The 25,818-nt window shown below is 67.3% G+C and carries 30 protein-coding genes; 21 read left to right on the top strand and 9 right to left on the bottom strand.

Going from position 1 to position 25,818, the window contains the following annotated elements:
* The first annotated feature begins 98 nt into the window (after positions 1-98).
* The 11 genes from HWY45_RS08625 to HWY45_RS08675 all read left to right on the top strand — a co-directional run bounded on the left by HWY45_RS08625 (position 99) and on the right by HWY45_RS08675 (position 9,951).
* Positions 99-707, top strand: a complete 609-nt coding sequence (locus tag HWY45_RS08625; RefSeq protein WP_230946987.1) for an HAD family hydrolase — start codon at positions 99-101, stop codon at positions 705-707.
* 448 nt (positions 708-1,155) lie between these two features.
* Positions 1,156-2,286 (top strand): trypsin-like peptidase domain-containing protein, encoded by a 1,131-nt coding sequence (locus tag HWY45_RS08630; protein WP_059882529.1) that lies wholly within the window; start codon positions 1,156-1,158, stop codon positions 2,284-2,286.
* A 70-nt stretch (positions 2,287-2,356) separates the two neighbouring features.
* A complete protein-coding gene (locus HWY45_RS08635) occupies positions 2,357-3,484 on the top strand; it encodes a phosphoribosyltransferase domain-containing protein (protein WP_059882527.1) in 1,128 nt (375 codons plus the stop codon).
* Positions 3,474-4,232 carry an HAD family hydrolase gene (locus tag HWY45_RS08640; protein WP_059882525.1) on the top strand — a complete coding sequence of 253 codons (759 nt, stop codon included), beginning with the start codon at positions 3,474-3,476 and terminating at the stop codon, positions 4,230-4,232. The genes HWY45_RS08635 and HWY45_RS08640 overlap by 11 nt, the downstream gene beginning before the upstream one ends.
* Positions 4,225-5,322 (top strand): cysteine protease StiP domain-containing protein, encoded by a 1,098-nt coding sequence (locus tag HWY45_RS08645; protein ID WP_059882523.1) that lies wholly within the window; start codon positions 4,225-4,227, stop codon positions 5,320-5,322. The genes HWY45_RS08640 and HWY45_RS08645 overlap by 8 nt, the downstream gene beginning before the upstream one ends.
* Complete coding sequence (locus HWY45_RS08650; RefSeq protein ID WP_059882521.1) at positions 5,319-6,266, top strand: HpcH/HpaI aldolase/citrate lyase family protein; 948 nt, start codon at positions 5,319-5,321, stop codon at positions 6,264-6,266. The genes HWY45_RS08645 and HWY45_RS08650 overlap by 4 nt, the downstream gene beginning before the upstream one ends.
* 116 nt (positions 6,267-6,382) lie before the next feature.
* Complete coding sequence (locus HWY45_RS08655; protein WP_059564249.1) at positions 6,383-6,976, top strand: TerD family protein; 594 nt, start codon at positions 6,383-6,385, stop codon at positions 6,974-6,976.
* Entirely contained in the window at positions 6,973-8,181 is a 1,209-nt protein-coding gene (locus HWY45_RS08660; protein ID WP_059882519.1) for a TerD family protein, read from the top strand. The genes HWY45_RS08655 and HWY45_RS08660 overlap by 4 nt, the downstream gene beginning before the upstream one ends.
* Positions 8,182-8,229: 48 nt before the next feature.
* Positions 8,230-8,679, top strand: a complete 450-nt coding sequence (locus HWY45_RS08665) for a tellurite resistance TerB family protein (RefSeq protein ID WP_059882517.1) — start codon at positions 8,230-8,232, stop codon at positions 8,677-8,679.
* A gap of 85 nt (positions 8,680-8,764) precedes the next feature.
* A complete protein-coding gene (locus HWY45_RS08670) occupies positions 8,765-9,340 on the top strand; it encodes a TerD family protein (protein ID WP_059564252.1) in 576 nt (191 codons plus the stop codon).
* 32 nt (positions 9,341-9,372) lie between these two features.
* The gene (locus HWY45_RS08675; protein ID WP_059564253.1) at positions 9,373-9,951 is read left to right on the top strand and encodes a TerD family protein; all 579 of its coding nucleotides are present in this window, start codon (positions 9,373-9,375) and stop codon (positions 9,949-9,951) included.
* Positions 9,952-10,033: 82 nt separating this feature from the next.
* On the opposite strand, the gene HWY45_RS37290 is transcribed toward HWY45_RS08675, so the two are convergent.
* Together HWY45_RS37290 and HWY45_RS08680 are read right to left on the bottom strand one after the other, a co-directional pair.
* Positions 10,034-10,312: a LysE family translocator gene (locus tag HWY45_RS37290; RefSeq protein WP_302478824.1), complete on the bottom strand. Its 279-nt coding sequence runs from the start codon at positions 10,310-10,312 to the stop codon at positions 10,034-10,036.
* 3 nt (positions 10,313-10,315) lie between these two features.
* On the bottom strand, positions 10,316-10,936 hold the full coding sequence (locus tag HWY45_RS08680; protein ID WP_059564254.1) for a LysE/ArgO family amino acid transporter: 621 nt from the start codon (positions 10,934-10,936) through the stop codon (positions 10,316-10,318).
* Between the two features lie 101 nt (positions 10,937-11,037).
* On the opposite strand from HWY45_RS08680, the gene HWY45_RS08685 reads away from it, so the two are divergent.
* Positions 11,038-11,931, top strand: a complete 894-nt coding sequence (locus tag HWY45_RS08685; RefSeq protein ID WP_059882515.1) for a LysR family transcriptional regulator ArgP — start codon at positions 11,038-11,040, stop codon at positions 11,929-11,931.
* Positions 11,932-11,991: 60 nt separating this feature from the next.
* Here HWY45_RS08685 and fnr read toward each other — a convergent pair whose 3' ends face one another.
* From fnr to HWY45_RS08700, 3 genes are all read right to left on the bottom strand, one after another.
* Complete coding sequence (gene fnr, locus HWY45_RS08690; protein WP_059564256.1) at positions 11,992-12,738, bottom strand: fumarate/nitrate reduction transcriptional regulator Fnr; 747 nt, start codon at positions 12,736-12,738, stop codon at positions 11,992-11,994.
* Between the two features lie 103 nt (positions 12,739-12,841).
* On the bottom strand, positions 12,842-13,309 hold the full coding sequence (locus HWY45_RS08695) for a universal stress protein (RefSeq protein ID WP_059882513.1): 468 nt from the start codon (positions 13,307-13,309) through the stop codon (positions 12,842-12,844).
* Between the two features lie 500 nt (positions 13,310-13,809).
* A complete protein-coding gene (locus HWY45_RS08700) occupies positions 13,810-14,220 on the bottom strand; it encodes a DUF3005 domain-containing protein (RefSeq protein WP_059882512.1) in 411 nt (136 codons plus the stop codon).
* A gap of 279 nt (positions 14,221-14,499) precedes the next feature.
* On the opposite strand from HWY45_RS08700, the gene HWY45_RS08705 reads away from it, so the two are divergent.
* On the top strand, positions 14,500-14,733 hold the full coding sequence (locus tag HWY45_RS08705; protein WP_081059750.1) for a hypothetical protein: 234 nt from the start codon (positions 14,500-14,502) through the stop codon (positions 14,731-14,733).
* Between the two features lie 138 nt (positions 14,734-14,871).
* The gene (gene epsC, locus HWY45_RS08710; protein WP_059564259.1) at positions 14,872-15,792 is read left to right on the top strand and encodes a serine O-acetyltransferase EpsC; all 921 of its coding nucleotides are present in this window, start codon (positions 14,872-14,874) and stop codon (positions 15,790-15,792) included.
* Positions 15,793-15,870: 78 nt separating this feature from the next.
* Here the strand turns inward: epsC and HWY45_RS08715 are convergent, their stop codons facing one another.
* The 3 genes from HWY45_RS08715 to HWY45_RS08725 all read right to left on the bottom strand — a co-directional run bounded on the left by HWY45_RS08715 (position 15,871) and on the right by HWY45_RS08725 (position 18,330).
* Positions 15,871-16,674 carry an SDR family oxidoreductase gene (locus HWY45_RS08715; protein ID WP_059882510.1) on the bottom strand — a complete coding sequence of 268 codons (804 nt, stop codon included), beginning with the start codon at positions 16,672-16,674 and terminating at the stop codon, positions 15,871-15,873.
* Positions 16,675-17,304, bottom strand: a complete 630-nt coding sequence (gene folE / locus HWY45_RS08720; RefSeq protein ID WP_026044351.1) for a GTP cyclohydrolase I FolE — start codon at positions 17,302-17,304, stop codon at positions 16,675-16,677.
* Positions 17,305-17,403: 99 nt separating this feature from the next.
* Positions 17,404-18,330, bottom strand: a complete 927-nt coding sequence (locus HWY45_RS08725) for a LysR family transcriptional regulator (RefSeq protein WP_059882508.1) — start codon at positions 18,328-18,330, stop codon at positions 17,404-17,406.
* A 165-nt stretch (positions 18,331-18,495) separates the two neighbouring features.
* Between HWY45_RS08725 and pobA the strand changes: the two genes are divergently transcribed.
* The 7 genes from pobA to HWY45_RS08760 all read left to right on the top strand — a co-directional run bounded on the left by pobA (position 18,496) and on the right by HWY45_RS08760 (position 25,488).
* Positions 18,496-19,728 (top strand): 4-hydroxybenzoate 3-monooxygenase, encoded by a 1,233-nt coding sequence (pobA, locus tag HWY45_RS08730; protein ID WP_059882506.1) that lies wholly within the window; start codon positions 18,496-18,498, stop codon positions 19,726-19,728.
* Between the two features lie 142 nt (positions 19,729-19,870).
* Complete coding sequence (locus tag HWY45_RS08735; protein ID WP_059564263.1) at positions 19,871-20,587, top strand: 3-oxoacid CoA-transferase subunit A; 717 nt, start codon at positions 19,871-19,873, stop codon at positions 20,585-20,587.
* A 19-nt stretch (positions 20,588-20,606) separates the two neighbouring features.
* Positions 20,607-21,263 (top strand): CoA transferase subunit B, encoded by a 657-nt coding sequence (locus HWY45_RS08740; protein ID WP_059803014.1) that lies wholly within the window; start codon positions 20,607-20,609, stop codon positions 21,261-21,263.
* A gap of 86 nt (positions 21,264-21,349) precedes the next feature.
* Positions 21,350-22,723, top strand: coding sequence for a 3-carboxy-cis,cis-muconate cycloisomerase (locus tag HWY45_RS08745; RefSeq protein WP_059882504.1), 1,374 nt, complete (start codon positions 21,350-21,352; stop codon positions 22,721-22,723).
* On the top strand, positions 22,723-23,508 hold the full coding sequence (gene pcaD, locus HWY45_RS08750; RefSeq protein ID WP_059882502.1) for a 3-oxoadipate enol-lactonase: 786 nt from the start codon (positions 22,723-22,725) through the stop codon (positions 23,506-23,508). The genes HWY45_RS08745 and pcaD overlap by 1 nt, the downstream gene beginning before the upstream one ends.
* Positions 23,509-23,523: 15 nt before the next feature.
* Complete coding sequence (pcaC, locus tag HWY45_RS08755; protein ID WP_017330845.1) at positions 23,524-23,910, top strand: 4-carboxymuconolactone decarboxylase; 387 nt, start codon at positions 23,524-23,526, stop codon at positions 23,908-23,910.
* 219 nt (positions 23,911-24,129) lie between these two features.
* Positions 24,130-25,488, top strand: a complete 1,359-nt coding sequence (locus HWY45_RS08760; RefSeq protein ID WP_059803023.1) for an MFS transporter — start codon at positions 24,130-24,132, stop codon at positions 25,486-25,488.
* Between the two features lie 38 nt (positions 25,489-25,526).
* On the opposite strand, the gene HWY45_RS08765 is transcribed toward HWY45_RS08760, so the two are convergent.
* Positions 25,527-25,775 carry a hypothetical protein gene (locus HWY45_RS08765; RefSeq protein WP_059564268.1) on the bottom strand — a complete coding sequence of 83 codons (249 nt, stop codon included), beginning with the start codon at positions 25,773-25,775 and terminating at the stop codon, positions 25,527-25,529.
* Between the last annotated feature and the right edge of the window lie 43 nt (positions 25,776-25,818).

Consider the following 25,818-nt stretch of genomic DNA (forward strand, 5'->3'; position numbering starts at 1 on the left):
GGCGGGATGGTGGATGCGCGGTGTAGTACATTGACCTTTTATGCCTGTCTTCTCACGCCCGCGGAATTTCGTATCTAATTTAAAACGTTGGCGCCCGAATGGTGCTGGCGCGGAGGCCGGCCAATCATCGTGAGGGAAGCTGGGTGAGCATTAAAGGTATTCTGTTCGATGCATACGGCACGCTTTGCGACATTCGCGACAAGCGGCGGCCGTTTGCGAAGCTGGTTCAAGCGAGCCCGGATCGCCGACGTGCGCGCGATCTCGTCATGACGCGACCGTTCGATCTGCGTGAAGCCGCACGCGAATTTGACGTGGATGGTGTGGATCTGGATGTGCTGGAAGACGATCTGGCTGCCGAACTCGCCAGTATCGAACTCTTCGAGGAAGTATCCGAAGTGCTCAAGCATCTGCGTGCCGGCGGCCTTCGGCTCGGCGTGGTTTCCAATCTGGCCCAGCCCTATGCCGAGCCGCTGCTGCGACTATTGCCGTTCGACCTCGACGCCTATGCATGGTCGTTTTCGGTGGGCTCCCTGAAGCCGGATTCGGCCATATTCACCGCGGCATTGGACATGCTCGATTTGTCGCCCGACGAGGTCTTGATGGTTGGCGATACTTTCGACGCAGACTACGAAGGCGCCCGGAAATCCGGCATGCATTGCATTTGGATCGCGAGGGTGTGTCCGAGCGGCCAGTGCCGACGATCATGACGTTGCGCAAGCTGACCGACTATGCGCCGGGATAGCCTGGGTTAGCGTCAGTGCTCGCACGCACCCCGGATCACGCCATCAACCCCCGCCAGCGAACCATGCTGTGGTTCGTCGCTGCGCAACCGGCTACGTCGGCATAACGGCCGACGACGTCAAAGCGGCACCGGCCGCACGCTTACACGTTCGGCGCAACGCAACGGGCACGGCCCGCATGCGTATCTGAAGGATCTCCTCCCCACACGACTGCCGGCTCACCGGCTTACCGGGCCAACGGCATTGCTGCCTCCGCGCCGGCAGCAGGCCGGCCCCGTCATGTCGCCCGAAGCATCGGGACGGATTCGCTGCGCGTCTTTCTTACAAATAGCCTTAAGTTTGATACTATGGCGCGACTATTCGTATGCTGAATGTATTTATTCTGTATGGGTCGAATTGAGGGAGCGACGCGGGGATGATGGTGCTGGCGCCTGGCGCGAACACGGCTTTGGGAGCGCCTCGATGCTCCTGGACGCTGGAATGCGCGAACACCTCGGCCTTCGGGGACTATGCTGCAGTCGCTCTACTCCCGGTTGACGACAAGCGTCAGCCCAAGGGAGATCCCGCCCTGTTCCAGGTCGAACAAGCCTGGATGGAATGGAGCGGCAGCCAGGAGAAAATCGGCTGCCGACTGGACCTTTCCGCCCTTCCGGCCGGCGCCGACCGTGTGTGCGTCGTCGTGTACACCTTCTCGGCCCTCGGCCCGGTAAGCGAGCTCCGCTCCATTCGCCTGCAGGTCGACAACCAGGTCGAATTCAGCCTGAACCTCGCCGAAAACGGCGAATCGGCGATCATCATCGGCGAGTTCTACTGCCGCAACCAGCAATGGAAGTTCCGCGCGCTGGCCGAAGGCTCCGCCTACGGGCTCTCGGCCCTCGGCCGCAGGATCGGGCTGGCCATCGACGACGCCCATCCTGAGCGGCGCTCACGTTCCGCCGATGCATGCCGCGCCGCCAGCGGCACCGGCTTCGCCATCAGCGCGACGCACGTCCTCACCTGTGCGCATGTGATCGAGGACATGCAGGAAATCCACATCGCTTCCCTCGAGGGCCGACACCGCGCGGAGCCTGTGGTGGTGGACCGCCGGAACGACCTGGCGCTGCTGCGCGTGCAGGGGGCGCCGGTCTTCAAGCAGGTCTCCTTCCGGGACGGCACGGGCTGCGACCTCGGCGAGCAGGTGGTCGCCATGGGTTTCCCGCTGGCCGGCCTGACCGGCGGGGGCGTGCAGGTCACGCAGGGCGGCGTGTCCGCGCTGTTCGGCCTGCACAACGACGCGAGCCTGCTGCAGTTCACGGCCCCGATCCAGCCCGGGTCGAGCGGCAGTCCGCTGTTCGATACGTCCGGCGCGGTGGTGGGGATGGTCACCTCGACGGTCCCGGATGCCCAGAACATGAATTTCGCGGTGAAGGCCGGCCTCGCGCTTGCGTTCCTGGATGCGTGCGGCGTGATCGCCTCCCGAACCCCGTCGGGCCAGACCTTCACCACCGCCCAGATATCCCGTGAGGCCCAGCCGAGTCTATGGCGCGTCGAGGCGCGCAACCCATAGAAGCACGTCGACTTGAATCCCGAGGAAGCGGCGTCGGGGTTGCCCCCTCGCGCCACGCTAGGAAGCAGTTATGGAAAGCCATGTCGTACCCGTGTCCCTCCGCGCACAGCTCATGCGGGGCCTGCTCGAAGTCAACGTCGACGACGCCGTCCTGCCGCCGTCCGACCTGTTCGGCTTCGCGGAGCGCCGTAACCCGAAGCGGGCCTTCCTGTTCGTGTCGAAGGTGCTGGGCCGGCACATACCGGTGTGCCCGTCCGTCATGTCCGCCAGCTTCGAGGGCCTGGCGGCGGAGATCCCGGCGGACTTGCCCGGCCCGGTGCTCGTGATCGGCATGGCGGAAACCGCCGTCGGGCTCGGCGCCGGCGTGCACCGCGCGCTCGGCGCAACCCGGCCCGATACCGTCTACCTGGTCAGCACCCGTCATCCGCTCGGCACCGAACTCTTCGCGCGATTCGAGGAGGAGCATAGCCACGCCAGCGCCCATCTGATCCACCTGCCGGTCGACCCCGAGGTTCGGGAGATGATGCTGCAGGCCAGGTCGCTGGTGCTGGTGGACGATGAAGCGTCCACCGGCAAGACCTTCGTGAACCTGCATCGCGCGCTGGTGGATGCCGGGCTGACGAAAATCGAGCGGGTCGTCACCTGCGTGCTGACCGACTGGTCCGCGGGGGCCGTTGGAAAAGCCATCGGCGAATCGGCCACGTCGGTCTCGCTGATGCAGGGTTCCTACCGGTTCCATGAAGACCCGGGCGCGCCGCTGCCGGACATGCCGGACGTGGGCGCGGTGTCCGTCGGCGAATGGCGGCTCTCGCCCCTGAACGACTGGGGGCGCCTGGGCGTGCGCAACGTGGAAGACACCCTCGCGCCGGATCTTCAGGTCGCGCCGGGCGAGAAGATCATCGTGATCGGCACCGGCGAATTCGTGTGGCGGCCGTTCCTGCTGGCGGAGCGCCTGAAGCGCGCGGGGGCGGACGTCCACTTCAGCGCCACCACCCGTTCCCCCATCGCGCTCGGCCATGCCATCGAGCATGTGCTGTCCTTCCCGGACAACTACGGCCTTGGCATCCCGAACTTCCTCTACAACGTGAAGCCCGGCCAGTTCGACCGGGTACTGGTCTGCACCGAAACGCCCGCGCAGGCGCTGCCCGCAGCGCTGGTCGAGGCTCTCGGCGCGGAGGTCATCGTCGATGGGCAGTAAGCGTCCGCTGGTGCTCGTCGATCTCGACGACACCCTGTTCCAGACCGCGCGCAAGATGCCGGACGGCACGCCGCGCATTCCGGCGACCGTGGATGTCCAAGGCGAGCCCAACGGCTACATGACCCCGGTGCAGCAGGCCTTCATCGGCTGGCTGCTGGCGTCGGCCGACGTCGTTCCCGTCACCGCGCGCAGCGTCGAGGCCTACCGCCGCGTGAAGCTGCCGTTCACGCACGGCGCGGTCTGCTCGCACGGGGGCGTGATCCTGCACGCGGACGGCACGCTCGACCAGGGCTGGCACGGCCGGATGGCGGAAGCCCTCGAGACCTTCCAGGATCGCCTGCCGGCGCTGTGCGACGCCACGCTGCAGATCGGCGCGGCGCTGGGCGTCTCGCTTCGCGGCTGGGTTGCGGCGGAGCATGGGCTGCGCCACTACGTGGTGACCAAGCACAACGAATCCGACGACGCCGCGCTCGCCGCCGTGCTTGCCGAAGTCCAGGCCCGCAGGCTGCTGGAAGGCATGCACATCCACGCGAACGGCAACAACCTCGCCTTCCTGCCCGACGGGCTGGCCAAGCGCGTGGCCGCACAGGAATGGCTGCGCCGCGACCGCGAGCTCAACGGCGAACGGCCGGTGCTGGGCCTGGGCGACAGCATCACCGACCTCGGTTTCATGGATCTCTGCCACATGTGGGCCACGCCGGCCCGGAGCCAGCTGGCGAAGGCCGCGGAGGGGCTGATCCATGCGTGATCCGTTCGCATCCCTCATCACCGCCGGCAGTGGCAGCTATGCCGCGGGCGATGTGCATGTCCTCCTGCAACCGATGCACATGCAAGCGACGGACGTGCTGGAGAAGGAGCGCCTGATCCAGACGAACCGCAAGCACTACTCGGAGATGATCAGCACGGAGCACGCGCCCACCGGGCTGCACAAGCACCTCTACGCGCGTGCGCTGGCGCAGAACGGCGCGCGCATGGCCGCCGACGTGCAATCGCTGGCGCTGGCGTTGAATGCGGCCTGCACGGGCCCGGGCATCGCGCTCGTTTCCTTCGTTCGCGCCGGGCTGCCGCTGGGCGTCCTGCTGCGCCGCGCACTGGCCGCGATGGGGCGCGACGTCCGCCACTATGGCGTCAGCATCATCCGCGACCGCGGCATCGACACGGTCGCCCTCGAAGCGATCATCCGTCTGCACGGCGCCGCGAACATCGTGTTCGTGGATGGCTGGACCGGCAAAGGCGCGATTGCCGGCGAGCTCGAGCGGACGCTCGGCGCCGACGAACGCTTCCCGGGTTCGCCACGCCTCGTCGTGCTGGCCGACCCGTGCGGCCGCGCCTGGCTGGCCGCCTCGGCCGAGGACTGGGTGATTCCGTCCGGCGTTCTCGGCGCCACCGTATCGGGCCTGATATCGCGTTCGATCTGGCCGGCACAAGGCGGCCTGCATGGCTGCGTGATCTACGACCACCTGCACGCGCACGACGTCACCCGCGCATTCATCGAGCAGATCGAGACCGAGCGCGGCGCGTTGGGCGAGGTGCCGCAGGCCGCGCCGTGGAGCGCCGATCAGCGCCGCACGCTTCAGGCCGAAGCGGACAGCGTGGTGCATGCGCTGGCGGCGCGCTTCGAGATCGCCAACCTGAACCGCGTGAAGCCCGGCATCGCCGAGGCAACGCGCGCCGTCCTTCGCCGCGTGCCGGACCACGTGCTGGTTCGCGATCGCGGCGACGGCGACGTGCAGCTGCTGATGCATCTCGCCGAGCGCGCCGGCGTGGGCGTCGAAGAGACTGGATCGGACCTGGGCCCGTATCGCGCAGTGACCATCATCCGGGGCGTGGACCGATGAAAGTCATTTCGCCGTTCGCGCTCGGCGCGACCCTGTACATGCCGGCCACCCGCGGCGACATGCTGGACATGGTCTTCGGCAGCAAGCTCCCCGAGCTGCGCTCGCTCGTGGTGTGCCTGGAGGACGCCGTGGCGGAGATCGACGTCGAGCACGCACTGGTGAACCTGCAGGCGCTTCTCACGCGGATCGACGCGCGCGGCGGGCGCCCCGTGGACGGCCCGCTGCTGTTCGTCCGGCCCCGCGACGCGGAGATGGGCGCGGTGCTGAACGACTGGCCGTTGATGAAGCACGTGGACGGTTTCGTGGTGCCGAAGCTGACCTTGAACAGCCTGCGCCGCTGGGAGCGGGCGGTCGACAACCCGGACCTGCTCCTCATGCCCACGCTCGAGACGGCCGACGTCTACAACCCGGGGGCGATGGTGGAGCTGGGCCAGGCGCTGAAAGCCAGCCTGAACGAACGCATCCTCGCGCTGCGGATCGGCGGCAACGACCTCATGGGATGCCTCGGGCTGCGCCGCCATCCGGCCAGGACGCTGTACGACACCCCGATGAGTTACGTGATCCCGATGCTGGCCGGCGTGATGGGCGCGCAGGGTTTCTCGCTGACTGCGCCGGTATTCGAGCAGCTCGCCACGCCGGCGCTGCTGACCGCCGAACTGGAGCTGGATATCGCCCACGGCCTGGTGGGCAAGACAGCCATTCACCCGCGCCAGATCAGCCTCATCCAGGACACGCTGCGCGTCAGCCTGGAGGATCTCAACACCGCCAGGCTGATCGTCGACCGGGATGCGCGGGCCGTGTTCAAGCACAACGACGCGATGTGCGAACCGGCCACGCATCACAAGTGGGCGACCCACATCCTCGAGCGCGCCAAATGGCTTGGGGTGAAGCCCGCCGAAGCCGCCGGCGGCGAGCCCAACATCCGCCTGGCGGAGGTCAGCTGATGCGCATCGGGACGCGCGATCGGGCGGTACCCGCAGTTCAAGAATACCGGGAGCGAGAGGCGAACCCTGGCCGCTCAATCCCGACGGAACACTGAAGATCAACAAGGAGCGAAATCATGGCACTCACCCTGAGCAAGAACCAGAGCATCTCGCTGGAGAAAACGGCCGGCACCGGCTTGAGCAACGTCAGCCTGGGCCTGGGCTGGGACCCCGTGAAGACCGGCGGCTTCCTCTCCAAGCTGCTGGGCGGCGGCAACGACTCGATCGACCTCGATGCATCGTGCATCGTCCTCGATGGCGAGTTCGCGCCGATCGATGTCGTGTGGTTCCGCCAGCTTGCGTCGAAGGACGGTTCGATCGAACACTCCGGCGACAACCTGACCGGTGACGGCGACGGCGACGACGAAACCATCTCCGTGGACCTGCAGCGCCTGCCTGCCCTGGCGAAGCATCTGGTCTTCACCGTGAACAGCTTCCGCGGCCAGACCTTCGACCAGGTCGAAAACGCCTACTGCCGCATCGTGAACGAATCCGGCAACAAGGAACTCGCGCGCTTCAACCTCGCGGAGAAAGGCCGCCATACCGGCGTGGTGATGGCCAGCCTGAGCCGCGGGAGCAGCGGCTGGGAGTTCAAGGCGATCGGCCAGTCGACCAACGGCCGCACCGCGGAAGACCTCGTCAACCTGGCCATTCAGGCGGTGCGCGCATGACCACGCTGCTTCCTGGCGGCAACGCGCCGGTCGCCACCGGCCAACTTCGCGTCGACATCACCTACGCGCCGATTCCGGGCGCCGATATCGACATCTCCGCATTCGCGCTGACCGCGACGGGCAAGGTCCGTGGCGACGGCGACATGTGCTTCTACGGGCAGACCGGCATCCTGGGCGGCGCGGTCGAGCTGACCGGCAGCGCCGCAGGCCGCGCCACGTTCACGCTGGACCTCGGCCGCGTCGACCCCGCGATCGAGAAGGTTGCGTTGACCGCGACCATCTACGAGAACAAGGCTGCGTTCGACCGCGTGTCGACACTGGCGCTGGCCGTCACCGGCGGCATCGAGGCGCAGATTCCGACGCAGGGCATGACCGAGACGGCGCTGATCCTCGGCGAGTTCTATCTCCGCCAGGGTGCGTGGAAGTTCCGCTGCGTCGGTCAAGGCTTCGCGGGCGGGCTGGAGCCGCTGGCGAAGCACTTCGGCGTCGACGTTGCCGCGCCGGCACCGGCGTCTGCGCCGACGCCCGCACCGGCTGCGGCGCCCGCACCGGCACCCGTTCCCCCGGCCCCGCCGAAGCCGACGGTCAGCCTGAGCAAGGTCACGCTCGACAAGACCCGCTCCAGCATCAGCCTCGACAAGCCCGCGGCCGGCTTCGGCGAGATCAAGGTGAACCTGAACTGGAACCGCGGCAGCAGCAGCGGCGGCGGCCTGCTGGGCGGCCTGTTCGGCAAGGGCAATAGCAATGCGGTCGACCTCGACGTCGGCTGCCTGTTCGAACTGCAGGATGGCTACAAGGGCGTCGTCCAGGCGCTCGGCAACAGCTTCGGCGACCTGAACGACGAGCCCTACATCCAGCTCATGGGTGACGACCGCACCGGCTCCGTCGCGGGCGGCGAGTGGCTGCACATCAACGGCCGGCAGTGGAGCCAGATCAAGCGGATTCTGGTGTTCGCCTTCATCTACGACGGCGCCCCCAACTGGAAGGCGACCGACGGCGTGGTGACCATTTTCGTGCCCGGCCAGCCCGAGATCGAGGTGCGGCTGAACGAGGAGGGCGGCCGCCACGGCATGTGCGCGATCGCGCTGCTTGAAAACGCGGGCGGCGCCGTCAAGGTCACCCGCCGCATCGATTTCCACCGTGGGCATGACGATATGGACCGTGCCTACGGATGGGGGATGCGCTGGCGCGCCGGCTCCAAATAACGACCTGTCCGGCGGGGCCGAGGGGCTCCGCCCAACGAGGAGGAAACCATGCTCGAGTGGCTGAAAACCAACGCGGCGAAAGCGCGCGAAACCTTGACGACGGAAGTCGCCAAGTTCAAGAACCGGACCTTCATGGAAGCGGTGGCCAATGGCTGCGCGCTCATCGCCGCGGCCGACGGCGTGATCCAGTCGGAGGAGAAGATGAAGATGGTCGGCTTCATCAACAACTCCCCGGAGCTCAAGGTCTTCAACCTGAACGATGTGATCAAGGTCTTCACCGATGCCTGCGCGAAGTTCGAATTCGACTTCCAGATCGGCCAGGCCGAAGCCCTGAAGGCCATCAACAAGATCAAGGGCAAGGACGGCGAAGCGCGCCTGCTGGTGCGGGTGTGCATCGCCATCGGCGGCTCGGACGGCAACTTCGACGACAAGGAAAAGGCTGCCTGCCGCCTGATCTGCCGGGAGCTGGGCCTGAACCCGGCGGACTTCGAACTCTGAGCATTGAACCGGAAGCGGCGCACCGCATCCACCGCGGCATCGGCCGAAAAATAGTTATCCGTAGCAACCACAAGGAGCTGTACTCATGGCACTGACTCTTCAAAAAGGCGGCAACCTCTCCCTGTCCAAAGAGGCTCCGGGCCTGACCAGGATCCTGGTCGGCCTGGGCTGGGACCCGCGCGCCACCGACGGCACCGAGTTCGACCTGGACGCCAGCGCCTTCCTGCTGGGCGCCGGCGGCAAAGTGCGCGGCGAAGCCGACTTCATCTTCTACAACCAGCTCAAGAGCCCGGACGGCTCCGTCGAGCACACCGGCGACAACCGCACCGGCGCCGGTGACGGCGACGACGAAGTCATCAAGGTCGACCTGAGCCGCGTGCCGGCCGATATCGAGAAGATCGCCTTCACCGTCACCATTCACGACGCCGATGCGCGCAAGCAGAACTTCGGGCAGGTTGGCAACTCGTTCATCCGCATCGTCAACGAGACCAACAGCGCCGAAATCGTGCGCTACGACCTCGCCGAAGACGCGTCGATCGAAACCGCGATGATCTTCGCCGAGCTGTATCGCCACAACAACGAATGGAAGTTCCGCGCTGTCGGCCAGGGTTACGCGGGCGGCCTGCGCGCGCTGGCCAACGGCTACGGCATGAACTTCTGATCGCTTAACTCAACTGAACAAGGAATCGCACCATGGCTGTGAGTCTGTCCAAAGGCGGTAACGTCTCCCTGACGAAAGAGGCCCCGGGCCTGAGCGAAGTGCTGGTGGGCCTCGGCTGGGATCCGCGCGTCACCGACGGCACGGAGTTCGACCTCGACGCGTCGATCTTCGTCACCGGCGAGAGCGGCAAGGTCCTGAGCGACGCCGGTTTCATCTTCTACAACAACAAGAAGTCCGCCGACGGCTCCGTCGAGCACCTGGGCGACAACCGCTCGGGCCAGGGCGACGGCGATGACGAGCAAGTCGTCGTCAAGCTGACCGGCCTCGCGGCCGACGTGAAGAAGCTCGTGTTCGCGGTGACGATCCACGAAGCCGAAAGCCGCAAGCAGTCGTTCGGGCAAGTCTCGAACGCGTTCATCCGCGTGGTGAACAAGGCCGACGGCAAGGAAATCGCCCGCTACGACCTGTCCGAAGATGCGTCGACCGAGACGGCGATGATCTTCGGCGAGCTGTACCGTCACAACGACGAGTTCAAGTTCAAGGCGATCGGCCAGGGTTTCGCCGGCGGCCTGAAGCCGCTGGCCGAAGCGCACGGCGTGAACATCGGCTGACGACAGCGGATGGAGCAAGCCCCGGTGGCCGGGGCTGAGGGGGCCGAGTTCCGCATTGCGCGGGGCTCGGCCCTTTTTGCATCTAGTTGCCCGCGTTGCGCCGATACAGGCTGAGCGCGACGGCCAACCCCGCCAGCATGCCGGCGCAGCCGCGATCGAGCCACTGCAGCGCGCGCCCGAGCAGCGCTTTCATCGCGTGATGGCCGCCGATCGCGTACACGCTCGTCAGCGCGATGTCGATCAGCGCGGTCAGGATCGCGAGCGTGACGTATTGCGGCGTGACGTCGGCCCGAGCCTGGATGAATGGCGGCAGGAAGGCCGAGAAGAACAGCAGGCCCTTGGGATGCGAGAGTGCGACCAGGACTCACCGCAACTGCACGGCCGCGAGAAACAGCACCATGCTGCCGATCGCGGCATCGAGCACGCGCCATGCCGTCGCACGGCGGAACCACGGAGCGAGCAGCCGCGCGCCGTACCCGAGGCCGAGGAACCACACGACGCTGACCGCCATCGCGCCGATCGCGAACGCGAGCCGCGCGCCTTCCGGCTCGCGTGCGCCGGCCGTGCCGATCAGCAGGAACGTGTCGAGATACACGTGCGGGTTGAGCCACGTGAACGCGAGCGTCATCAGCACGATCGAGAGCCCGCTCTGCGGCGGCGGCGCGACGGCATCGCCGCGCACGTCGAGCGTCGCGTGCCCCGGCTTCAACGCGCGCCGCAGCGCGCTCAAGCCGAACCATGCGAGGTACGCGAGGCCGACGTACAGCACCGCATGGACGAACGTCGGATAGCGTTCGACGAGCACCGATGCGCCGCCGACGCCCGCGCCGATCAGGATCATGTCGGACAGCGCGCAGAGCAGCACGATCTTGCCGACATGCGCGCGCATGATGCCCTGGCGCAGCACGAATGCGTTTTGTGCGCCGATGGTGACGATGAGGGACGCGCACAATGCGGCGCCGTGGGAAAAAGCGAGCCAGTTCATGATGGATGCCAGCAGTAGACGGATGAATCGAGTGGCGCTAGTCTGCGGTGTTCACGAGGCTAAGAAAAGCTAAATCCTCTAATGCTGATTAAGGAAATCTGATGCTCGACTACGCATTGCTCGATGCCCTCGCGGCGGTGATCCGGCACGGCTCGTTCGAACGCGCGGCGAAGGCGCTGAACGTCACGCCGTCGGCGGTGTCGCAGCGGGTGAAGCTGCTCGAGGAGCGCGTCGGCAGCGTGCTCGTGAAGCGCGGGCAGCCGTGTGTCGCGACGGCGTCGGGCGCGCTGCTGTGCCGTCATACCGAACGCGTGCAACTGCTCGAAGCCGAGTTGTCGGGGCGGCTGCCCGCCCTGCCGGGGGCGCTGTCGGCCGACTGGCCGAGGCTGCGCGTCGCGGTAAACGACGACAGCGTCGCGACGTGGTTCATCGACGCGGTCGCGCCGTTCTGCGCGGAGCGCGAGACGCTGCTCGACCTCGTGATCGACGACCAGGACTACACGGCGTCGCGAATCCGGGACGGCAGCGTGCAGGGCGCGGTGACTGCACAGGCGGAGCCGATCCAGGGCTGCCGTTCGACGCGGCTCGGGCGCATCCGGTATCGCGCCGTGTGTTCGCCCGAATTTCACGCGCGCTATTTCGGCGCGGGCGTGACCCGCGACGCGCTGCGTCGCGCGCCATGCGTGATGTTCAATTCGAAGGACGGGTTGCAGGCGCGCTTCATCCGGCGCGTGACGCGCGCGGATCTCGAGCCGCCGCAGCACTGGATACCGCACGTCGCCGGGTATTTGCGCGCATGCGAAACGGGGCTGGGATGGGGGATGTGTCCGGACCGGATGGTCGATCGCCAGCTGGCGGCGGGAGAACTGGTCGACATGTCGGCGGGGCGGACCGTCGACATCGACTTGTACTGGCAGAGCTGGCGCCTGTCGATCGGCTGGCTCGACGATTTCAGCGCGATGCTGAAGGCGCGCGCGGCGCAGTTTCTGGATTGATCGTTGCACGACGCGCGATGCGTCACGCAACGTGGCCGGACACGCGCGCCGGTTTCGGCGTCAGATTTGACGCAGGCCGTCGAAATCGACGATGTGCACGTGGCGGCCGTGCATTTCGATCAGGCCGCGCTTCTGGAACTTCGACAGCGTGCGGCTGACCGTTTCGAGCGTCATGCCGAGGAAGCTGCCGATGTCTTCGCGCGTCATCCGCAGGTTGAATTCGGTCGGCGAATAGCCGCGCTTCAGGTAGCGCGACGAAATGTCGAGCAGGAACGCGGCGACCCGTTCCTCGGCGTTCAGCGAACCGAGCAGCATCGCCTGCGACGTCTCGCGCATGATCTGCTCGCTCATCAGCTTGTGCATGCGCAGCTGCATCGAGCCGGCTTCGGAGCACAGCGACTTGAGCGCGCTGTACGGAATCACGCAGACGGAGCTGTCTTCGAGCGCGACCGCGGTGCGCGGATGCGCGTCGTCGCAAATGCCGTCGAGGCCGAGCGCTTCGCCGGCGAGGTGCAGGCCGGTGACCTGCTCGCGGCCGTCGTGGCGCGTCGCGACCGTCTTCAGCGAACCGGAGCGCACGGCATACAGGTTGTCGAAGGCATCGCCCTCGCGGAACAGCGCTTCACCGCGCTTGACTGCGCGTGCGACGCAGATGACCGACTCGAGGCGGCTGAGCGCTTCGGGTGCCAGGCCCTGCGGCATGCACAAATGCCGCATCGCGCACGACGAGCAGTGCGCTGCCTGGCGGGGAGCCCAGCTGCCTGCGTGGGGCGCGGCGGCTTGGCGTGTGGCGACGGGCGTCAGCATGATCGTTTACTCCGGCGTTAAATCGACCAGATCATTGTCCCACCGCAACTTGCCGCTGTCGGGTGACAAAACGTCGCGATTCGCCGCACCCGCCGCGCGATGCTCAGCCTGGCTGTGTGTCGGCGTGCGCGGCCGCCGGAATCAGCAGCACGGGCAGCGACGCATGCCGCACGCATTGCTCGGCGATGCTGCCGAGCACGAGCCGGCGGAAGCCGCGGCGGCCGTGCGTGCCGAGCACGAGCAAGTCGGCGCCGAACGCGCTCGCGGCTTCGAGGATCAGCGACGAGACGTCCGCAATCGACGACGCTTCGCCGAGCTTGGTTTCGCCCTTCACGCCGACGGCCTGCATGCTTTGCGTGAATTCCTTCGCGAGATCGTTGCCCTGCTCGAGGAGCTGGTCGCGCAGCAACGAAGGATCGTAGCCGGGCACGTTGTAGTAGATCGCGGCGTTCTCGACGACGTAGAACGGCTGCAACTCCGCGCCGTGCGATTGCGCGAGTGAGAGCGCGGCATCGAACGCGTGGCGGGAAGTGTCGCTGCCGTCGACGGCAACCAGAATACGCTTGTACATAGTGTCTCCGAGATGCGGGTGGAAAGGGAGCTGGCCGGATGGCCAGTTGAACGGTGCGCTGCTGCGAGGCAGAGTAGACGAATGTCGGCGACCTTGCAGCGCGGTGGCGCTCCGCTCGCAATCCGGTTCGCGGCCCGTCGGCCCGGTGCCTGCGCAACGAGCGGGCCGGCCAGGCGCCTGCATCGTCATTGAAGCGCAATCGGCGGCGAGGGTCGTGACACCGATCAAACGATGTGCGGATCAGGCGTGTGCGGGCGCACGGGCCGCCGGCTGGTTTCGGCATCGGGTTCGATGCTCGACGATGCAGAACGTCTGCTTGCGCGGACACCGCCGTCATCGCGGCTCATGTCCGCGTGCGATGACTGTGTGTGCTTCACCATGGTGCGTCGATCGGGTCGGCCATCTGCGATCGAAGGCGAAGCCGGCGCGACGTGCGATGCGTTCGAGACGTGCCGCGCGCCGCTTCGCAAACGACCAAACGACAGCTTAAAACGCTTGAGCTAACGCGGCGCCGGCGTCAGTTCGATCACCCGCTCAGGCCGGCGTGCGTGGCCGGGCCAGTGCCCGCCTCCATGCATCCGGTGCACCGCGCCGAGCGTTTCGCCGCCGACCGGCAGCGGCGCGTCGAAGCCTTTCTCGATCATCACGTAGCCCGCGCGCAGCGCGAGCGCAAGATGGTTGCCGTCCGGCCTGCTGTCGTATCCGGCGAAGCCATCGCCGGATTCGGGCATGGCGTTGTCGAGCGACGCATTGCTCGTCGTGACCTGATCGGGCGAGATCGGTTCGCCGCGCGCGAGGCGCGCCGCTTCGCGGTTCTTGCCGTCGGTGTCGACGGTGCTGTCGTGGGTATCGTCGTTGTACAGCTCGATGCTGCGCGGATGTGCGGCGCGCATTTGTGCAGACGATTCCATCGCGAATCTCCTGGCGGCGAAGCGCTCCGGATCGAAGCAAGTCCCGTTCCGGGCACGACGGGAAAAGGCGAGCGGGCGGCCGCCGCAGCCGTGTCGCGCGCGCTGATTTGTCATGATTTATTTCAGCTAGAAGATGCGTTTTCTACAGAGTATGATTCTTTTCCGATGAGGCGGCGACAGGGGACGAAGGATGGCCGCTTCCGCCCATACCAGGGCGCCGCAACACCCTTAACACACGGGTAGTTAACAAGAAAGCAAGGGACTTGAGGTGGCGGACTCATGCAAGCGAATACTGCCTTCACACATCGCGGATATCTGTTGAATTGCGCGCCTGCGCGCGCCAGTGACGGTTCGTTCAAGCCTTACGTCGTGATCTTGCGATCGAGCGACGGGGAGCTTGTCGCCAACCGTTTCTTTCCATCGGAGCTTCAGTTCCATGACGAAGGTTCGGCGATCGCGCATGCCCGCGACTGGGCGGTGCGCTGGATCGACGCGAGCAGCGTCACGATCTGACGCCGGCGGCCGCGGCCGACGTTGGCCATCGGGCCGACCCTCCGGGGGCGGCTCGCGGGCGAAAAACGCGGTAATCTAACCAAACCGTCACTTTTATTTGCGGCCGTGCGCAGTCAGCGCGGGGCTGCCGCTTTGCATATGTCGAAATCGCCTGCCCGTCACTGGGGCCTCGAAGAAATCGTTGCCGGCTTGCGCGAGTCGCGCGAGGAACTGCATCGCACCCGCCATCCGCGCGGCATCCGTGAACTGCCGTCCCGGGATGCGATATGCAAGATCGTCACCGGCCTGCGCGCGTCGATGTTCCCGACACATTACGGTGCGCCGGACCTGACCGACGAAAGCGTCGACTATTACGTCGGCCATACGCTGGAGAGCACACTGCGCGTGCTGTCCGAGCAGATCCGCCGCGCGTTGACGTTCCTGCCCGAGCATGTGGATACACCGCCTGCCGAACTCGAGGAACGCGCGTTCGACATCGCGCGCGAATTCGGCAAGCAGTTGCCGGCGATTCGCGCGCTGCTCGTCAGCGACATCCAGGCTGCCTACGCAGGCGACCCGGCCGCGCAGCACATCACGGAAATCCTGCTGTGCTACCCGGGCGTGCTGGCGATGATGCACCACCGGCTCGCGCATGCGCTGCATCGTCTCGGCGTGCCGCTGCTCGCGCGCTTCATCAACGAGATCGCACATTCGGCCACCGGCATCGACATCCACCCGGGCGCGCAAATCGGGCCGAGCTTCTTCATCGATCACGGCACCGGCGTGGTGATCGGCGAGACGGCGATCATCGGCGAGCGCGTGCGCGTCTACCAGGCCGTCACGCTCGGCGCGAAGAGCTTCCCGGCCGACGGCGACGGCGCGCTCGTGAAGGGCAATGCGCGTCACCCGATCGTCGAGGACGACGTGGTGATCTACGCGGGCGCGACGATTCTCGGCCGCGTGACGATCGGGCGCGGCTCGGTGATCGGCGGCAACGTGTGGCTCACGCACAGCGTGCCGCCGGGCACCAGCGTCGCGCAGAGCAAGGCGCGCGAAGGCGATCGGGCCGAGCGGCCGTAACGGCGTGGGAAGGGCGGCGCGGGCCGGCGTCGAACGGTGCGCAGCCCGTGCGACGCCGGTCTCTCGATGGTGTTTGCGTCAGGGCTTGCCGGCCGGCGAACGGTGCTTGTACAGCACGTCCTGATCGACGCGGATCAGGTTCTGTCCCGCGTCGACGACGAAATCCACGCCGTTGTACGCGCTGCCCGTCAGCAGCAGGATCGCGCGCGCGACGTCATCGGGCCCGGCGATGCGCGCGAGCGGCGTCGACGCGCGGCTCGCGTGTTCGAAATCGGCCTGGGTCTGGTCGTCGCTCGGCAGCATCAGGCCCGGGAACACCGCGTTCACGCGCAGCACCGGCGCGGCCGACAGCGCGAGCATCTGCGTCAGGTTGCCGAGCGCGGCCTTCGCGACCGTGTAGCTGAAGTGGTCGCGATGGAAGTTTTCCTTGATCTTCTGGTCGATCACATTCACGACCACGCCCTGCGTGCCGGCTGCGCGCGCCCGTTCGTAGAATGCGCGCGTGAGCAGGATCGGCGCGCGGCAATTGACGGCCCAGGCCTGGTCGAACGCGGCGAGGTCGAAGCCCGGGAAGTGGTCCTGCCAGAACACCGATGCGTTGTTGATCAGCACGTCGAGGCGGCCGAAGCGCGCGTAGACGTCGCCGATCAGCGCGTCGACCTGCGCGGCGTCCGACAGGTCCGCCCGTAGCGCCGCCGAATCGGTCCCGCGCGCGGCGATCGCATCGGCGGCCGCGTGTGCCGCGTCGGCCGACCGGTCGAAGTGGATCGCGGTGCGGTAGCCCTGCGCAGCGAAAAACTCGGCGAATGCGCGCCCGGCCCGGCGCGCGGCGCCGGTCACGAGCACCACGGGCGCATCCGCCGCTTGCTTCGTCGACGTCATTTACGTATTCGTCAGGTTCACGGAGGACGGGTTCGCGACGATCGACAGGAATTCGCGTCGCGTCGATGGATCGGTGCGGAACGTGCCGAGCATGCGCGACGTGACCATCTCGACGCCCGGCTTGTGAATGCCGCGCGTCGAGATGCACTGGTGCGCGGCTTCGAGGATCACGCCGACGCCTTTCGGCTGCAGCACGTCGAACAGCGTGTCGGCGATCTGCACGGTCATCTTTTCCTGGATCTGCAGGCGCTTCGCGAACGCATCGACGAGCCGCGCGAGCTTCGAGATGCCGACGACTCGGTGATTCGGCAGATACGCGACGTGCGCGCGGCCGATGATCGGCACCATGTGATGCTCGCAGTAGCTCTCGAAGCGGATGTCCTTCAGCACGATCATCTCGTCGTAGCCGTCGACCTCGCTGAACGTGCGCGCGAGGATGTCGCGCGGTTCGATCGCATAGCCGGCGAAGAACTCCTCGTACGCGCGCACGACGCGCGCGGGCGTGTCGACGAGGCCTTCGCGCGCCGGATCGTCGCCGGCCCAGCGCAGCAGCACGCGGACAGCTTCCTCGGCCTCCGAACGGCTCGGCCGGGATGCGGCCGGTTCGGGCCGCGAGGATTTTTTACCCATGTATTCGCTCCATCGAGGACGGCCGCCTGCGGCGGCGCAATGGGGAGCATTGTTTCATGCTTTCGGCGCTCGTGCGTCACGAGGCGGCGCCGCGCCCGCTCACTTCGGCCACTCGTCCTGCTCGTCGTTGAACAGCGACGCGACGACGCCGCGCAGCCACGCGGTGCGCGGATCGTTGTGGAACTTGCGATGCCAGTGCTGCTTCAGGTCGAAGCGCGGCAGCGACAGCGGCGGCTCGACCGGCGTGATGAACGCGTGCTCGGCCGCATACGCGTAGCCGATCGCGTGCGGCACCGTCGCGATCAGGTCGGTGCGGCTCAGGATGAACGGCAGGCTCATGAAGTGCGGCGTCTCGAGCACCGCGCGGCGATGCATCCGCTGCTTCGCGAGGTATTTCTCGAGCACTTCCTGGCTGCGTCCTTCCGCGCGCACCACCGCATGGCCGCACGCGAGAAACTGCTCGACCGTGAACGGCCGCGCCCGTTCGAGCGGATGGCCGCGCCGCATCAGGCACACGAAGCGGTGCGTGAACAGCCGCTGCTGGAAGAAGTTGTTGCCGTCGAGATCGGGGAAGTAGCCGACCGCGAGATCGAGCGAACCGGCTTCGAGGCCGCGCCCGACTTCATCGTGCGAGAGCGACACCGAGCGCAGGTTCGCATGCGGCGCGCGCGCCGAGAACGCCTGCAGCAGCTTCGGCAGGAACACGATCTCGCCGACGTCCGACAGCGCGATCGAGAACGTATACGTGCTCGCCGCCGGATCGAAATCGTGCGGCGCGACGAGGCCGCGCTCGATCTGCGCGAGCGCGTCGCGCGCGGCGGGCAGCAGCGCCTGCGCGCGCGGCGTCGGCTCCATGCCGCGCGACGTGCGCACGAACAGCGGGTCGCCGAAGTATTCGCGCAGGCGGCCGAGCGCGGCGCTCACGCGCGGCTGGCTCACGCCGAGCAGGTCGCCGGCGCGGCTCACGTTGCGCGCGTCGTCGAGCGCGACGAGGTAGGGAATCAGGTTCAGATCGAGCGTTTCCATCACGACACCAATATTCGCGAAACGTATACAACTTATCTCCTGAATCGCGTTGCCGCATAGTCGGGAAAGCGCTGAAATTCGTTTCACTATTCGAATCAATGTTCAGCTTTGCATGGGACCGGGGTAAGCGCTGAAGCGCTAACTCCGGTCGACAAGGAGACAAACATGCGTACCCAAGTCGCGATCATCGGCGCCGGTCCGTCCGGCCTTCTGCTTTCCCATTTGCTGCGCCTGCAAGGCGTCGATTCCATCCTCGTCGAAGCGCGTTCGCGGGAGTACTGCGAGAACCGCATTCGCGCCGGCGTGCTGGAGCAGGGCACCGTCGACACGCTGAACGAAGCCGGCCTCGGCGACCGGATGCGCCGCGAAGGGCTCGAACATCACGGCATCGAGCTGCTGTTCGGCGGCCAGCGCCACCGCATCGACCTGACCGGGCTCACCGGCGGGCGCGCGATCACCGTCTACAGCCAGCACGAAGTGGTGCGCGACCTGATCGCGGCCGGCGTCGAGCATGGCCATCAAATGCACTTCGAAGTGAGCGACGTCGCGGTGCACGACGTCGACGGCGACCAGCCGTTCGTCACGTTCAAGCACGCGGACGGCCGCGCGGAGCGCATCGACTGCGACTACATCGCCGGCTGCGACGGCTTTCACGGCATCGCGCGGCAGGCCATTCCCGCCGAACGGCAGCGCACGTTCGAGCGCGTCTACCCGTATGCGTGGCTCGGCATCCTCGCCGATGCGGCGCCGTCGCTCGACGAGCTCGTGTATGCACACCACGAACGCGGCTTCGCGCTGTTCTCGATGCGCTCGCCCACCGTCACGCGGCTCTACCTGCAATGCAAGCCGGACGAGAACCTCGACGAATGGTCCGATGCGCGGATCTGGGACGAGATGCATACGCGTTTCTCGAACGACACGGGCTGGACGCCGGCCGAGGGCCGCATCACGCAGAAGAGCGTGACGCCGATGCGCAGCTTCGTGTCCGAGACGATGCAGTACGGCCGCCTGTTCCTCGCGGGCGACGCCGCGCACATCGTGCCGCCGACGGGCGCGAAGGGGATGAACCTCGCGGTGGCCGACGTCCGCGTGCTGGCCCGCGCGCTCGGCGCGCGCTACCGCCGCGGCGACACGGCGCGGCTCGACGCGTATTCGGCGACCTGCCTCGAACGCGTGTGGCGCGCCGAGCATTTCTCGTACTTCATGACGAACATGCTGCACCCGTCCGCGGACGACACGCCGTTCGTCAATCGCCTGAAAGTGGCCGAACTGAAGTACGTGACGCGCTCCCGGGCCGCCGCGCAGGCGCTCGCCGAGAACTACGTCGGGCTGCCGTTCGACGACGACGCAGCCCCCGAGGGAACCCGCCTTGACAACGCGCTGTGCACGACTCTATGATCGGCCATCGTTCGCTAATCGAATCTAGGTTCGCTTAGCGAACATTCGCCGGGTCCGGATACGGGTCCGGCGCGGCACGCGAGACGCGCGTGTTCCCTCGACAGGCCGCGCATCGTGCCGCGGGTACGTATCAGGAAGAGACATGGTCAACAAGATTTTCGAATCGCTTCAGTCGGCGGTCGCCGACGTTCACGACGGCGCGACGATCATGATCGGCGGCTTCGGCACGGCCGGCATGCCGTCCGAGCTGATCGACGCGCTGATCGAGCAGGGCGCGCGCGATCTGACGATCGTCAACAACAACGCGGGCAACGGCGAGATCGGCCTTGCGGCGCTGCTGAAGGCGAAGCGCGTGCGCAAGATCATCTGTTCGTTTCCGCGCCAGAGCGATTCGCAGGTGTTCGACGCGCTGTACCGTGCGGGCGAGCTCGAGCTGGAGCTCGTGCCGCAGGGCAACCTCGCGGAGCGCATCCGCGCGGCGGGCGCGGGCATCGGCGGCTTCTTCACGCCGACCGGCTTCGGCACGAAGCTGGCCGAAGGCAAGGAGACGCGCGTGATCGACGGCAAGCAGTATGTGTTCGAGACGCCCATCCACGCCGATTTCGCGCTCGTGAAGGCGTACAAGGGCGATCGCTGGGGCAACCTCGTGTATCGCAAGACCGCGCGCAACTTCGGGCCGATCATGGCCAGCGCCGCGAAGGTCGCGATCGTCCAGGTGTCGGAAGTCGTGCCGCTTGGCGCGCTGAACCCGGAACACATCGTGACGCCGGGCATCTTCGTGCAGCGCGTCGTCGAAGTGCCGCAGGCCACGCATGCGGCCGAGCTGGCCGCCGAACGTGCCGCATCCCAAGCCGCCTGACCGCCGGAGGAAAATCCAGATGAAACGACTGACCCGCGATGAAATGGCCAAGCGCGTCGCCCAGGACATTCCCGAAGGCGCGTACGTGAACCTCGGCATCGGCGTGCCGACGCTGGTGGCGAACCACCTCGACCCGAGCAAGGAAATCTTCCTGCACAGCGAGAACGGCCTGCTCGGCATGGGCCCGGCGCCCGCGCCCGGCGAGGAAGACGACGAGCTGATCAACGCCGGCAAGCAGCACGTGACGCTGCTCACCGGCGGCGCCTATTTCCACCATGCCGATTCGTTCGCGATGATGCGCGGCGGCCATCTCGACTACTGCGTGCTCGGCGCGTTCCAGGTGTCCGCGAGCGGCGACCTCGCGAACTGGCACACCGGCGCGCCCGACGCGATTCCGGCCGTCGGCGGCGCGATGGATCTCGCGATCGGCGCGAAGCAGGTGTTCGTGATGATGGAGCACCTGACCAAGCAGGGCGAGAGCAAGATCGTCGCGCAGTGTTCGTATCCGGTCACGGGCGTGCAGTGCGTGAGCCGCATCTATACGGACCTGGCCGTGCTCGACGTGACGCGCGACGGCCTCGCGGTGACCGAGATCTTCACCGACCTGTCGTTCGACGCGTTGCAGAAGCTGACCGGCGTGCCGCTGATCGATGCAACGCAGAGGGTTGCCGCCTGAACCGGGCGCAGCCGGCGTGCGCACCGAAGCGCACGCCGGCGCGCTTCGGTGGACAATAAGCGCACCCTGTTTCCCGACCTGACGCCATGCTCGAAGACAGCGCCCGCCTGACCTCCCTCATCTGCGGCACCGAGCCGCTCAACCGGATCTGGTCGCCCCGTGCGACCGTCCAGCGCATGCTCGACGTCGAGGCGGCGCTCGCGCGTGCGCTCGCCGCGCAGCAGGTGATTCCCGCCGCCGCCGTCGCGCCGATCGAGCGCGCGTGCCGGGCCGACCAGCTCGATGCCGACGCGCTCGCGCGCGACGCCGCGCTCGGCGGCAACCTCGCGATTCCGCTCGTCAAGCAGCTGACCGCGCGCGTGAAAGCCGACGACCCCGAGGCCGCGAAGTTCGTGCACTGGGGCGCGACGAGCCAGGACATCATCGATACCGCCACCGTGCTGCAATTGCGCGACACGCTCGACGTGCTCGAACCGATGCTCGACACGGCCTGCGCATCGCTCGCCGCGCTGGCGCGCGCGCATCGCGCGACGCCGACGATCGGCCGCACGTGGCTGCAGCAGGCGCTGCCGATCACGCTCGGCCTGAAGTTCGCGCAATGGCTCGATGCGCTGTTGCGCCACCGCGCACGGTTCGCCGAATTGCGCGCGCGGGCGCTGGTGCTGCAGTTCGGCGGCGCGGCGGGTACCCTCGCGAGCCTGCGCGAGCACGCGCGCGGCGTGTCTGCGGCGCTCGCCGGCGACCTGACGCTCGCGCTGCCCGCGGTGCCGTGGCATACGCAGCGCGACCGCATCGCGGAGGCCGCGTCGTGCTTCGGCATGCTGACCGGCACGCTCGGCAAGATCGCGCGCGACGTGTCGCTGCAGATGCAGACCGAAGTCGGCGAGCTCGGCGAACCGGCCGCGGCCGGCAAGGGCGGCTCGTCGACGATGCCGCACAAGCGCAACCCGGTCGGCTGCGCGGCCGTGCTGACCGCCGCGGTGCGCGCGCCGGGCCTCGTCGCGACGGTGTTCGCGGGGATGGTCCAGGAGCACGAGCGCGCGCTCGGCGGCTGGCAGGCCGAATGGGACGCGCTGCCGGACCTCGCGCGCCTGACCGGCGGCGCGCTCGCGCAGATCGCGCAGATCGTCGCGGGCCTCGACGTCGACACCGAACGCCTGGCCGCCAATCTCGGCCTGACGCGCGGCCTGATCCTCGGCGAAGCGGTGATGCTCGCGCTCGGCGACAAGATCGGCCGGCTCGATGCGCACCACGTCGTCGAGCACGCGTCGAAGGAAGCGGTGCGCACCGGCGCGACGCTGTTCGACGTGCTCGCCGCCGACGCTACCGTCTCCGCCCATCTGTCGCGCGACGCGCTGGCGCGTCTGCTCGATCCCGCTCATTACGTCGGCGAGGCGCAGGCCTTCGTCGATGCCGTGCTCGCGGCCTATGCGAGCCCGAACCCGCAAGGAGAACACTGATGCCTTTCGCCACTGTCAACGGCGTGCAACTGCATTACCGGATCGACCGCGCCGCGCGCGACGACGCGCCGTGGCTCGTCTTCTCGAACTCGCTCGGCGCCGACCTGCAGATGTGGGCGCCGCAGATCCGCCCGCTCGCGCAGCATTTCAACATCCTGCGCTACGACACGCGCGGCCACGGCCATTCCGCCGCGCCGGCCGGCTCGTACACGATCGACCAGCTCGCGGGCGACGTGATCGGCCTGCTCGATCACGTCGGCATCGCGCGCGCGCATTTCTGCGGGATCTCGATGGGCGGCCTGACGGGCGCGGCGCTCGCCGCGCGCTTCCCGTCGCGGATCGGCCGCGCGGTGCTCGCGAACACCGCCGCGAAGATCGGTTCGCCGGAAGTGTGGGCGCCGCGCGCGCAAAAGGCGCGCACCGAGGGGATGCCGGCACTCGCCGATGCGGTGCTGCCGCGCTGGTTCACGAACGCGTTCTTCGAGCGCGAGCCGCGCCTCGTCGACGCGATCCGCGACACGTTCGTGCATACCGACAAGGATGGCTACGCAGCGAACTGCGACGCGCTGAATGCCGCGGACATGCGCGAGGAAGTGAAGGGCATCGCGCTGCCAGTGCTCGTCGTGACGGGCGCGCACGACCTGTCGACGCCGCCGGACCAGGGCCGCGCGCTCGCGGCGGCGATTCCGGGCGCCAAGCATGTCGAATTCGACGCCGCGCACATCTCGAACATCGAATGCACCGACGGCTTCAACCGTGCGCTGCTCGATTTCCTGACCGCCTGAGCCGAGGAGCCCGCGATGGACGACCAGCAACGTTACGAAGCCGGGATGAAGGTGCGCCGCGCGGTGCTCGGCGACGCGCACGTCGACCGCTCGATCGAGAACCGCACCGAAGTGACCGAGGAGTTCCAGAACCTGATCACGCGCTATGCGTGGGGCGAGATCTGGACGCGTGAAGGGCTGCCGCGCCACACGCGCAGCCTGCTGACGATCGCGATGATGGTTGCGCTGAACCGCGGTGAGGAACTGGCGCTGCATCTGCGTGCCGCGCGCAACAACGGCGTGACGCGCGACGAGATCAAGGAAGTGCTGCTGCAGACCGCGATCTATTGCGGCGTGCCGGCGGCGAACTCGGCGTTTCATCTCGCGGACCGGATCTTCAAGGAACAGGACGGGGCCGCCTAGGACGGCCGGTCAGGCGGGGCTGCCTGAGGCGGCTGCCTGAGGCGGCTCGCGTCGGCGGGCCGTCGACAACACCCGCGCCGGCAGAGCATCGGCGCGCAGCGCATCGTCGAAGGTGCGCAATAAAGGAACGGCGCGGCAGAGAGACCGCGCCGATTACATATCATGCATGCGACCCGAGAAAGCGCCGAAGCGCCGACTCCGGTCGACAGGAGACAGGCGATGAATCGCACCCCGGTCGTCAACGTACAGACCTTCATCAACGAGCAGCCGTTCGGCGGCTTTCAGTGGCTCATCTTTGCGATGTGTTTCGTGATCGTCCTGCTGGACGGTTTCGATACCGCCGCGATCGGTTTCATTGCCCCGTCATTGCTGACCGAATGGCATCTGACCAAGCCGGATCTCGCGCCGGTGCTCAGCGCCGCGCTGTTCGGCCTCGCGTGCGGCGCGCTCGTGTCGGGCCCGCTGTCCGATCGTCTCGGCCGCCGTGCGCTGCTGCTCGGCTCGGTGTTCCTGTTCGGCGCCGCGTGCCTCGCATCCGCGTTCTCGTCGGGCATCGGGCAGCTCACGGTGCTGCGCTTCGTCACCGGCGTCGGCTTGGGCGCCGCGATGCCGAATGCGGTCACGATGATGGGCGAGTTCTGCCCCGACAAGCGCCGCGCGACCGTGATCAACCTGATGTTCTGCGGCTTTCCGCTTGGCGCGGCGTTCGGCGGTTTCCTCGCCGCATGGATGATTCCGCACTTCGGCTGGCGCAGCGTGCTGGTGCTCGGCGGCGTGACGCCGCTGGTGCTCGGCGTGCTGCTGCTCGTCAAGATGCCGGAGTCGGTGCGCTTCATGGTCGCGAACAGCCGGCCCGTCGACCGGATCCGCGCGACGCTCGCGCGCATTTCGCGCGATGCGCTGAACGCCGGCGCGTTCGTGCTGACCGAGGCCGCGCCGCAGACGGGCAGCAAGGGCGTCGGCGTCGTGCTGTCGCGCTCGTACGTCGTCGGCTCGGTGATGCTGTGGATCGCGTACTTCATGGGCCTCGTGATCTTCTACGCGTCGATCAACTGGATGCCGATCCTGCTGAAGGATGCCGGCCTCACCCCGAAGAGCGCGACGCTGATCTCCGCGCTGTTCCCGCTCGGCGGCGTCGGGGCCGTGCTGTGCGGCGTGCTGATGGACCGCTTCAACGCGAACCGCGTGATCGCCGTGTGCTATGCGCTGACGGCTGTCAGCGTGGCTGCGATCGGGCAGGCGGTCGGCAACGTCGGGCTGCTGGTGCTGGTCGTGTTCATTGCCGGCGTGCTGATGAACACCGCGCAATCGTCGATGCCCGCGCTCGCGGCGGCGTTCTATCCGACCGAAGGGCGCGGCACCGGCGTCGCATGGATGCTCGGCGTCGGGCGCTTCGGCGGGATCGCGGGGTCGTTCCTCGTCGCCGAGCTGACGCGCCGGCACTTCACGTTCGCGGGCGTGTTCGCGACGATCGCCGTGGCCGGCGTGCTGTCGTGCGTCGCACTGCTGATCAAGCAGTCGGCGCGGCCGTACGAGGTCGCGCCGTCGACGGGCAACGCGGAGTCGCTCGGGCACTGAGCGGGATCAGGCGGGCGGCGCGCGATGGCGCGCCGTCGTCACTCCTCCGTGTCGTGTTCCTTGACGAAGCGGCGCAGATACGCGCGCAGCGCCGCTTCCCGGCTGCGATGATCGGCGGCGTTCGGGGAGCCCATCTCTTCTTCCTCGCCGAACAGCGTCGGCGGCGCCGCATACGTGCCGACTTCGATGTCTTCGCGCAATATCCGGATGTCGTGCGTCAGTTGGTGGTATTCGGCGATCCAGTGCATCCCTTCGATGTGTTCGCCCGTTCTCAGCAGCGGCTTCATCGGCGTTCTCCCGACAAGAGCGGCTCGACCTTCCTGCCGGTTT

This window comes from Burkholderia stagnalis (assembly GCF_902830275.1).
Lineage (GTDB): Bacteria > Pseudomonadota > Gammaproteobacteria > Burkholderiales > Burkholderiaceae > Burkholderia > Burkholderia stagnalis.

Coding starts and splice junctions, on each gene's coding strand:
- HWY45_RS08625 (WP_230946987.1), top strand. CDS start 99: ATGGTGCTGGCGCGGAGGCCGGCCAATCATCGTGAGGGAAGCTGGGTG.
- HWY45_RS08630 (WP_059882529.1), top strand. CDS start 1,156: ATGATGGTGCTGGCGCCTGGCGCGAACACGGCTTTGGGAGCGCCTCGA.
- HWY45_RS08635 (WP_059882527.1), top strand. CDS start 2,357: ATGGAAAGCCATGTCGTACCCGTGTCCCTCCGCGCACAGCTCATGCGG.
- HWY45_RS08640 (WP_059882525.1), top strand. CDS start 3,474: ATGGGCAGTAAGCGTCCGCTGGTGCTCGTCGATCTCGACGACACCCTG.
- HWY45_RS08645 (WP_059882523.1), top strand. CDS start 4,225: ATGCGTGATCCGTTCGCATCCCTCATCACCGCCGGCAGTGGCAGCTAT.
- HWY45_RS08650 (WP_059882521.1), top strand. CDS start 5,319: ATGAAAGTCATTTCGCCGTTCGCGCTCGGCGCGACCCTGTACATGCCG.
- HWY45_RS08655 (WP_059564249.1), top strand. CDS start 6,383: ATGGCACTCACCCTGAGCAAGAACCAGAGCATCTCGCTGGAGAAAACG.
- HWY45_RS08660 (WP_059882519.1), top strand. CDS start 6,973: ATGACCACGCTGCTTCCTGGCGGCAACGCGCCGGTCGCCACCGGCCAA.
- HWY45_RS08665 (WP_059882517.1), top strand. CDS start 8,230: ATGCTCGAGTGGCTGAAAACCAACGCGGCGAAAGCGCGCGAAACCTTG.
- HWY45_RS08670 (WP_059564252.1), top strand. CDS start 8,765: ATGGCACTGACTCTTCAAAAAGGCGGCAACCTCTCCCTGTCCAAAGAG.
- HWY45_RS08675 (WP_059564253.1), top strand. CDS start 9,373: ATGGCTGTGAGTCTGTCCAAAGGCGGTAACGTCTCCCTGACGAAAGAG.
- HWY45_RS08680 (WP_059564254.1), bottom strand. CDS start 10,936: ATGAACTGGCTCGCTTTTTCCCACGGCGCCGCATTGTGCGCGTCCCTC.
- HWY45_RS08685 (WP_059882515.1), top strand. CDS start 11,038: ATGCTCGACTACGCATTGCTCGATGCCCTCGCGGCGGTGATCCGGCAC.
- fnr (WP_059564256.1), bottom strand. CDS start 12,738: ATGCTGACGCCCGTCGCCACACGCCAAGCCGCCGCGCCCCACGCAGGC.
- HWY45_RS08695 (WP_059882513.1), bottom strand. CDS start 13,309: ATGTACAAGCGTATTCTGGTTGCCGTCGACGGCAGCGACACTTCCCGC.
- HWY45_RS08700 (WP_059882512.1), bottom strand. CDS start 14,220: ATGGAATCGTCTGCACAAATGCGCGCCGCACATCCGCGCAGCATCGAG.
- HWY45_RS08705 (WP_081059750.1), top strand. CDS start 14,500: ATGCAAGCGAATACTGCCTTCACACATCGCGGATATCTGTTGAATTGC.
- epsC (WP_059564259.1), top strand. CDS start 14,872: ATGTCGAAATCGCCTGCCCGTCACTGGGGCCTCGAAGAAATCGTTGCC.
- HWY45_RS08715 (WP_059882510.1), bottom strand. CDS start 16,674: ATGACGTCGACGAAGCAAGCGGCGGATGCGCCCGTGGTGCTCGTGACC.
- folE (WP_026044351.1), bottom strand. CDS start 17,304: ATGGGTAAAAAATCCTCGCGGCCCGAACCGGCCGCATCCCGGCCGAGC.
- HWY45_RS08725 (WP_059882508.1), bottom strand. CDS start 18,330: ATGGAAACGCTCGATCTGAACCTGATTCCCTACCTCGTCGCGCTCGAC.
- pobA (WP_059882506.1), top strand. CDS start 18,496: ATGCGTACCCAAGTCGCGATCATCGGCGCCGGTCCGTCCGGCCTTCTG.
- HWY45_RS08735 (WP_059564263.1), top strand. CDS start 19,871: ATGGTCAACAAGATTTTCGAATCGCTTCAGTCGGCGGTCGCCGACGTT.
- HWY45_RS08740 (WP_059803014.1), top strand. CDS start 20,607: ATGAAACGACTGACCCGCGATGAAATGGCCAAGCGCGTCGCCCAGGAC.
- HWY45_RS08745 (WP_059882504.1), top strand. CDS start 21,350: ATGCTCGAAGACAGCGCCCGCCTGACCTCCCTCATCTGCGGCACCGAG.
- pcaD (WP_059882502.1), top strand. CDS start 22,723: ATGCCTTTCGCCACTGTCAACGGCGTGCAACTGCATTACCGGATCGAC.
- pcaC (WP_017330845.1), top strand. CDS start 23,524: ATGGACGACCAGCAACGTTACGAAGCCGGGATGAAGGTGCGCCGCGCG.
- HWY45_RS08760 (WP_059803023.1), top strand. CDS start 24,130: ATGAATCGCACCCCGGTCGTCAACGTACAGACCTTCATCAACGAGCAG.
- HWY45_RS08765 (WP_059564268.1), bottom strand. CDS start 25,775: ATGAAGCCGCTGCTGAGAACGGGCGAACACATCGAAGGGATGCACTGG.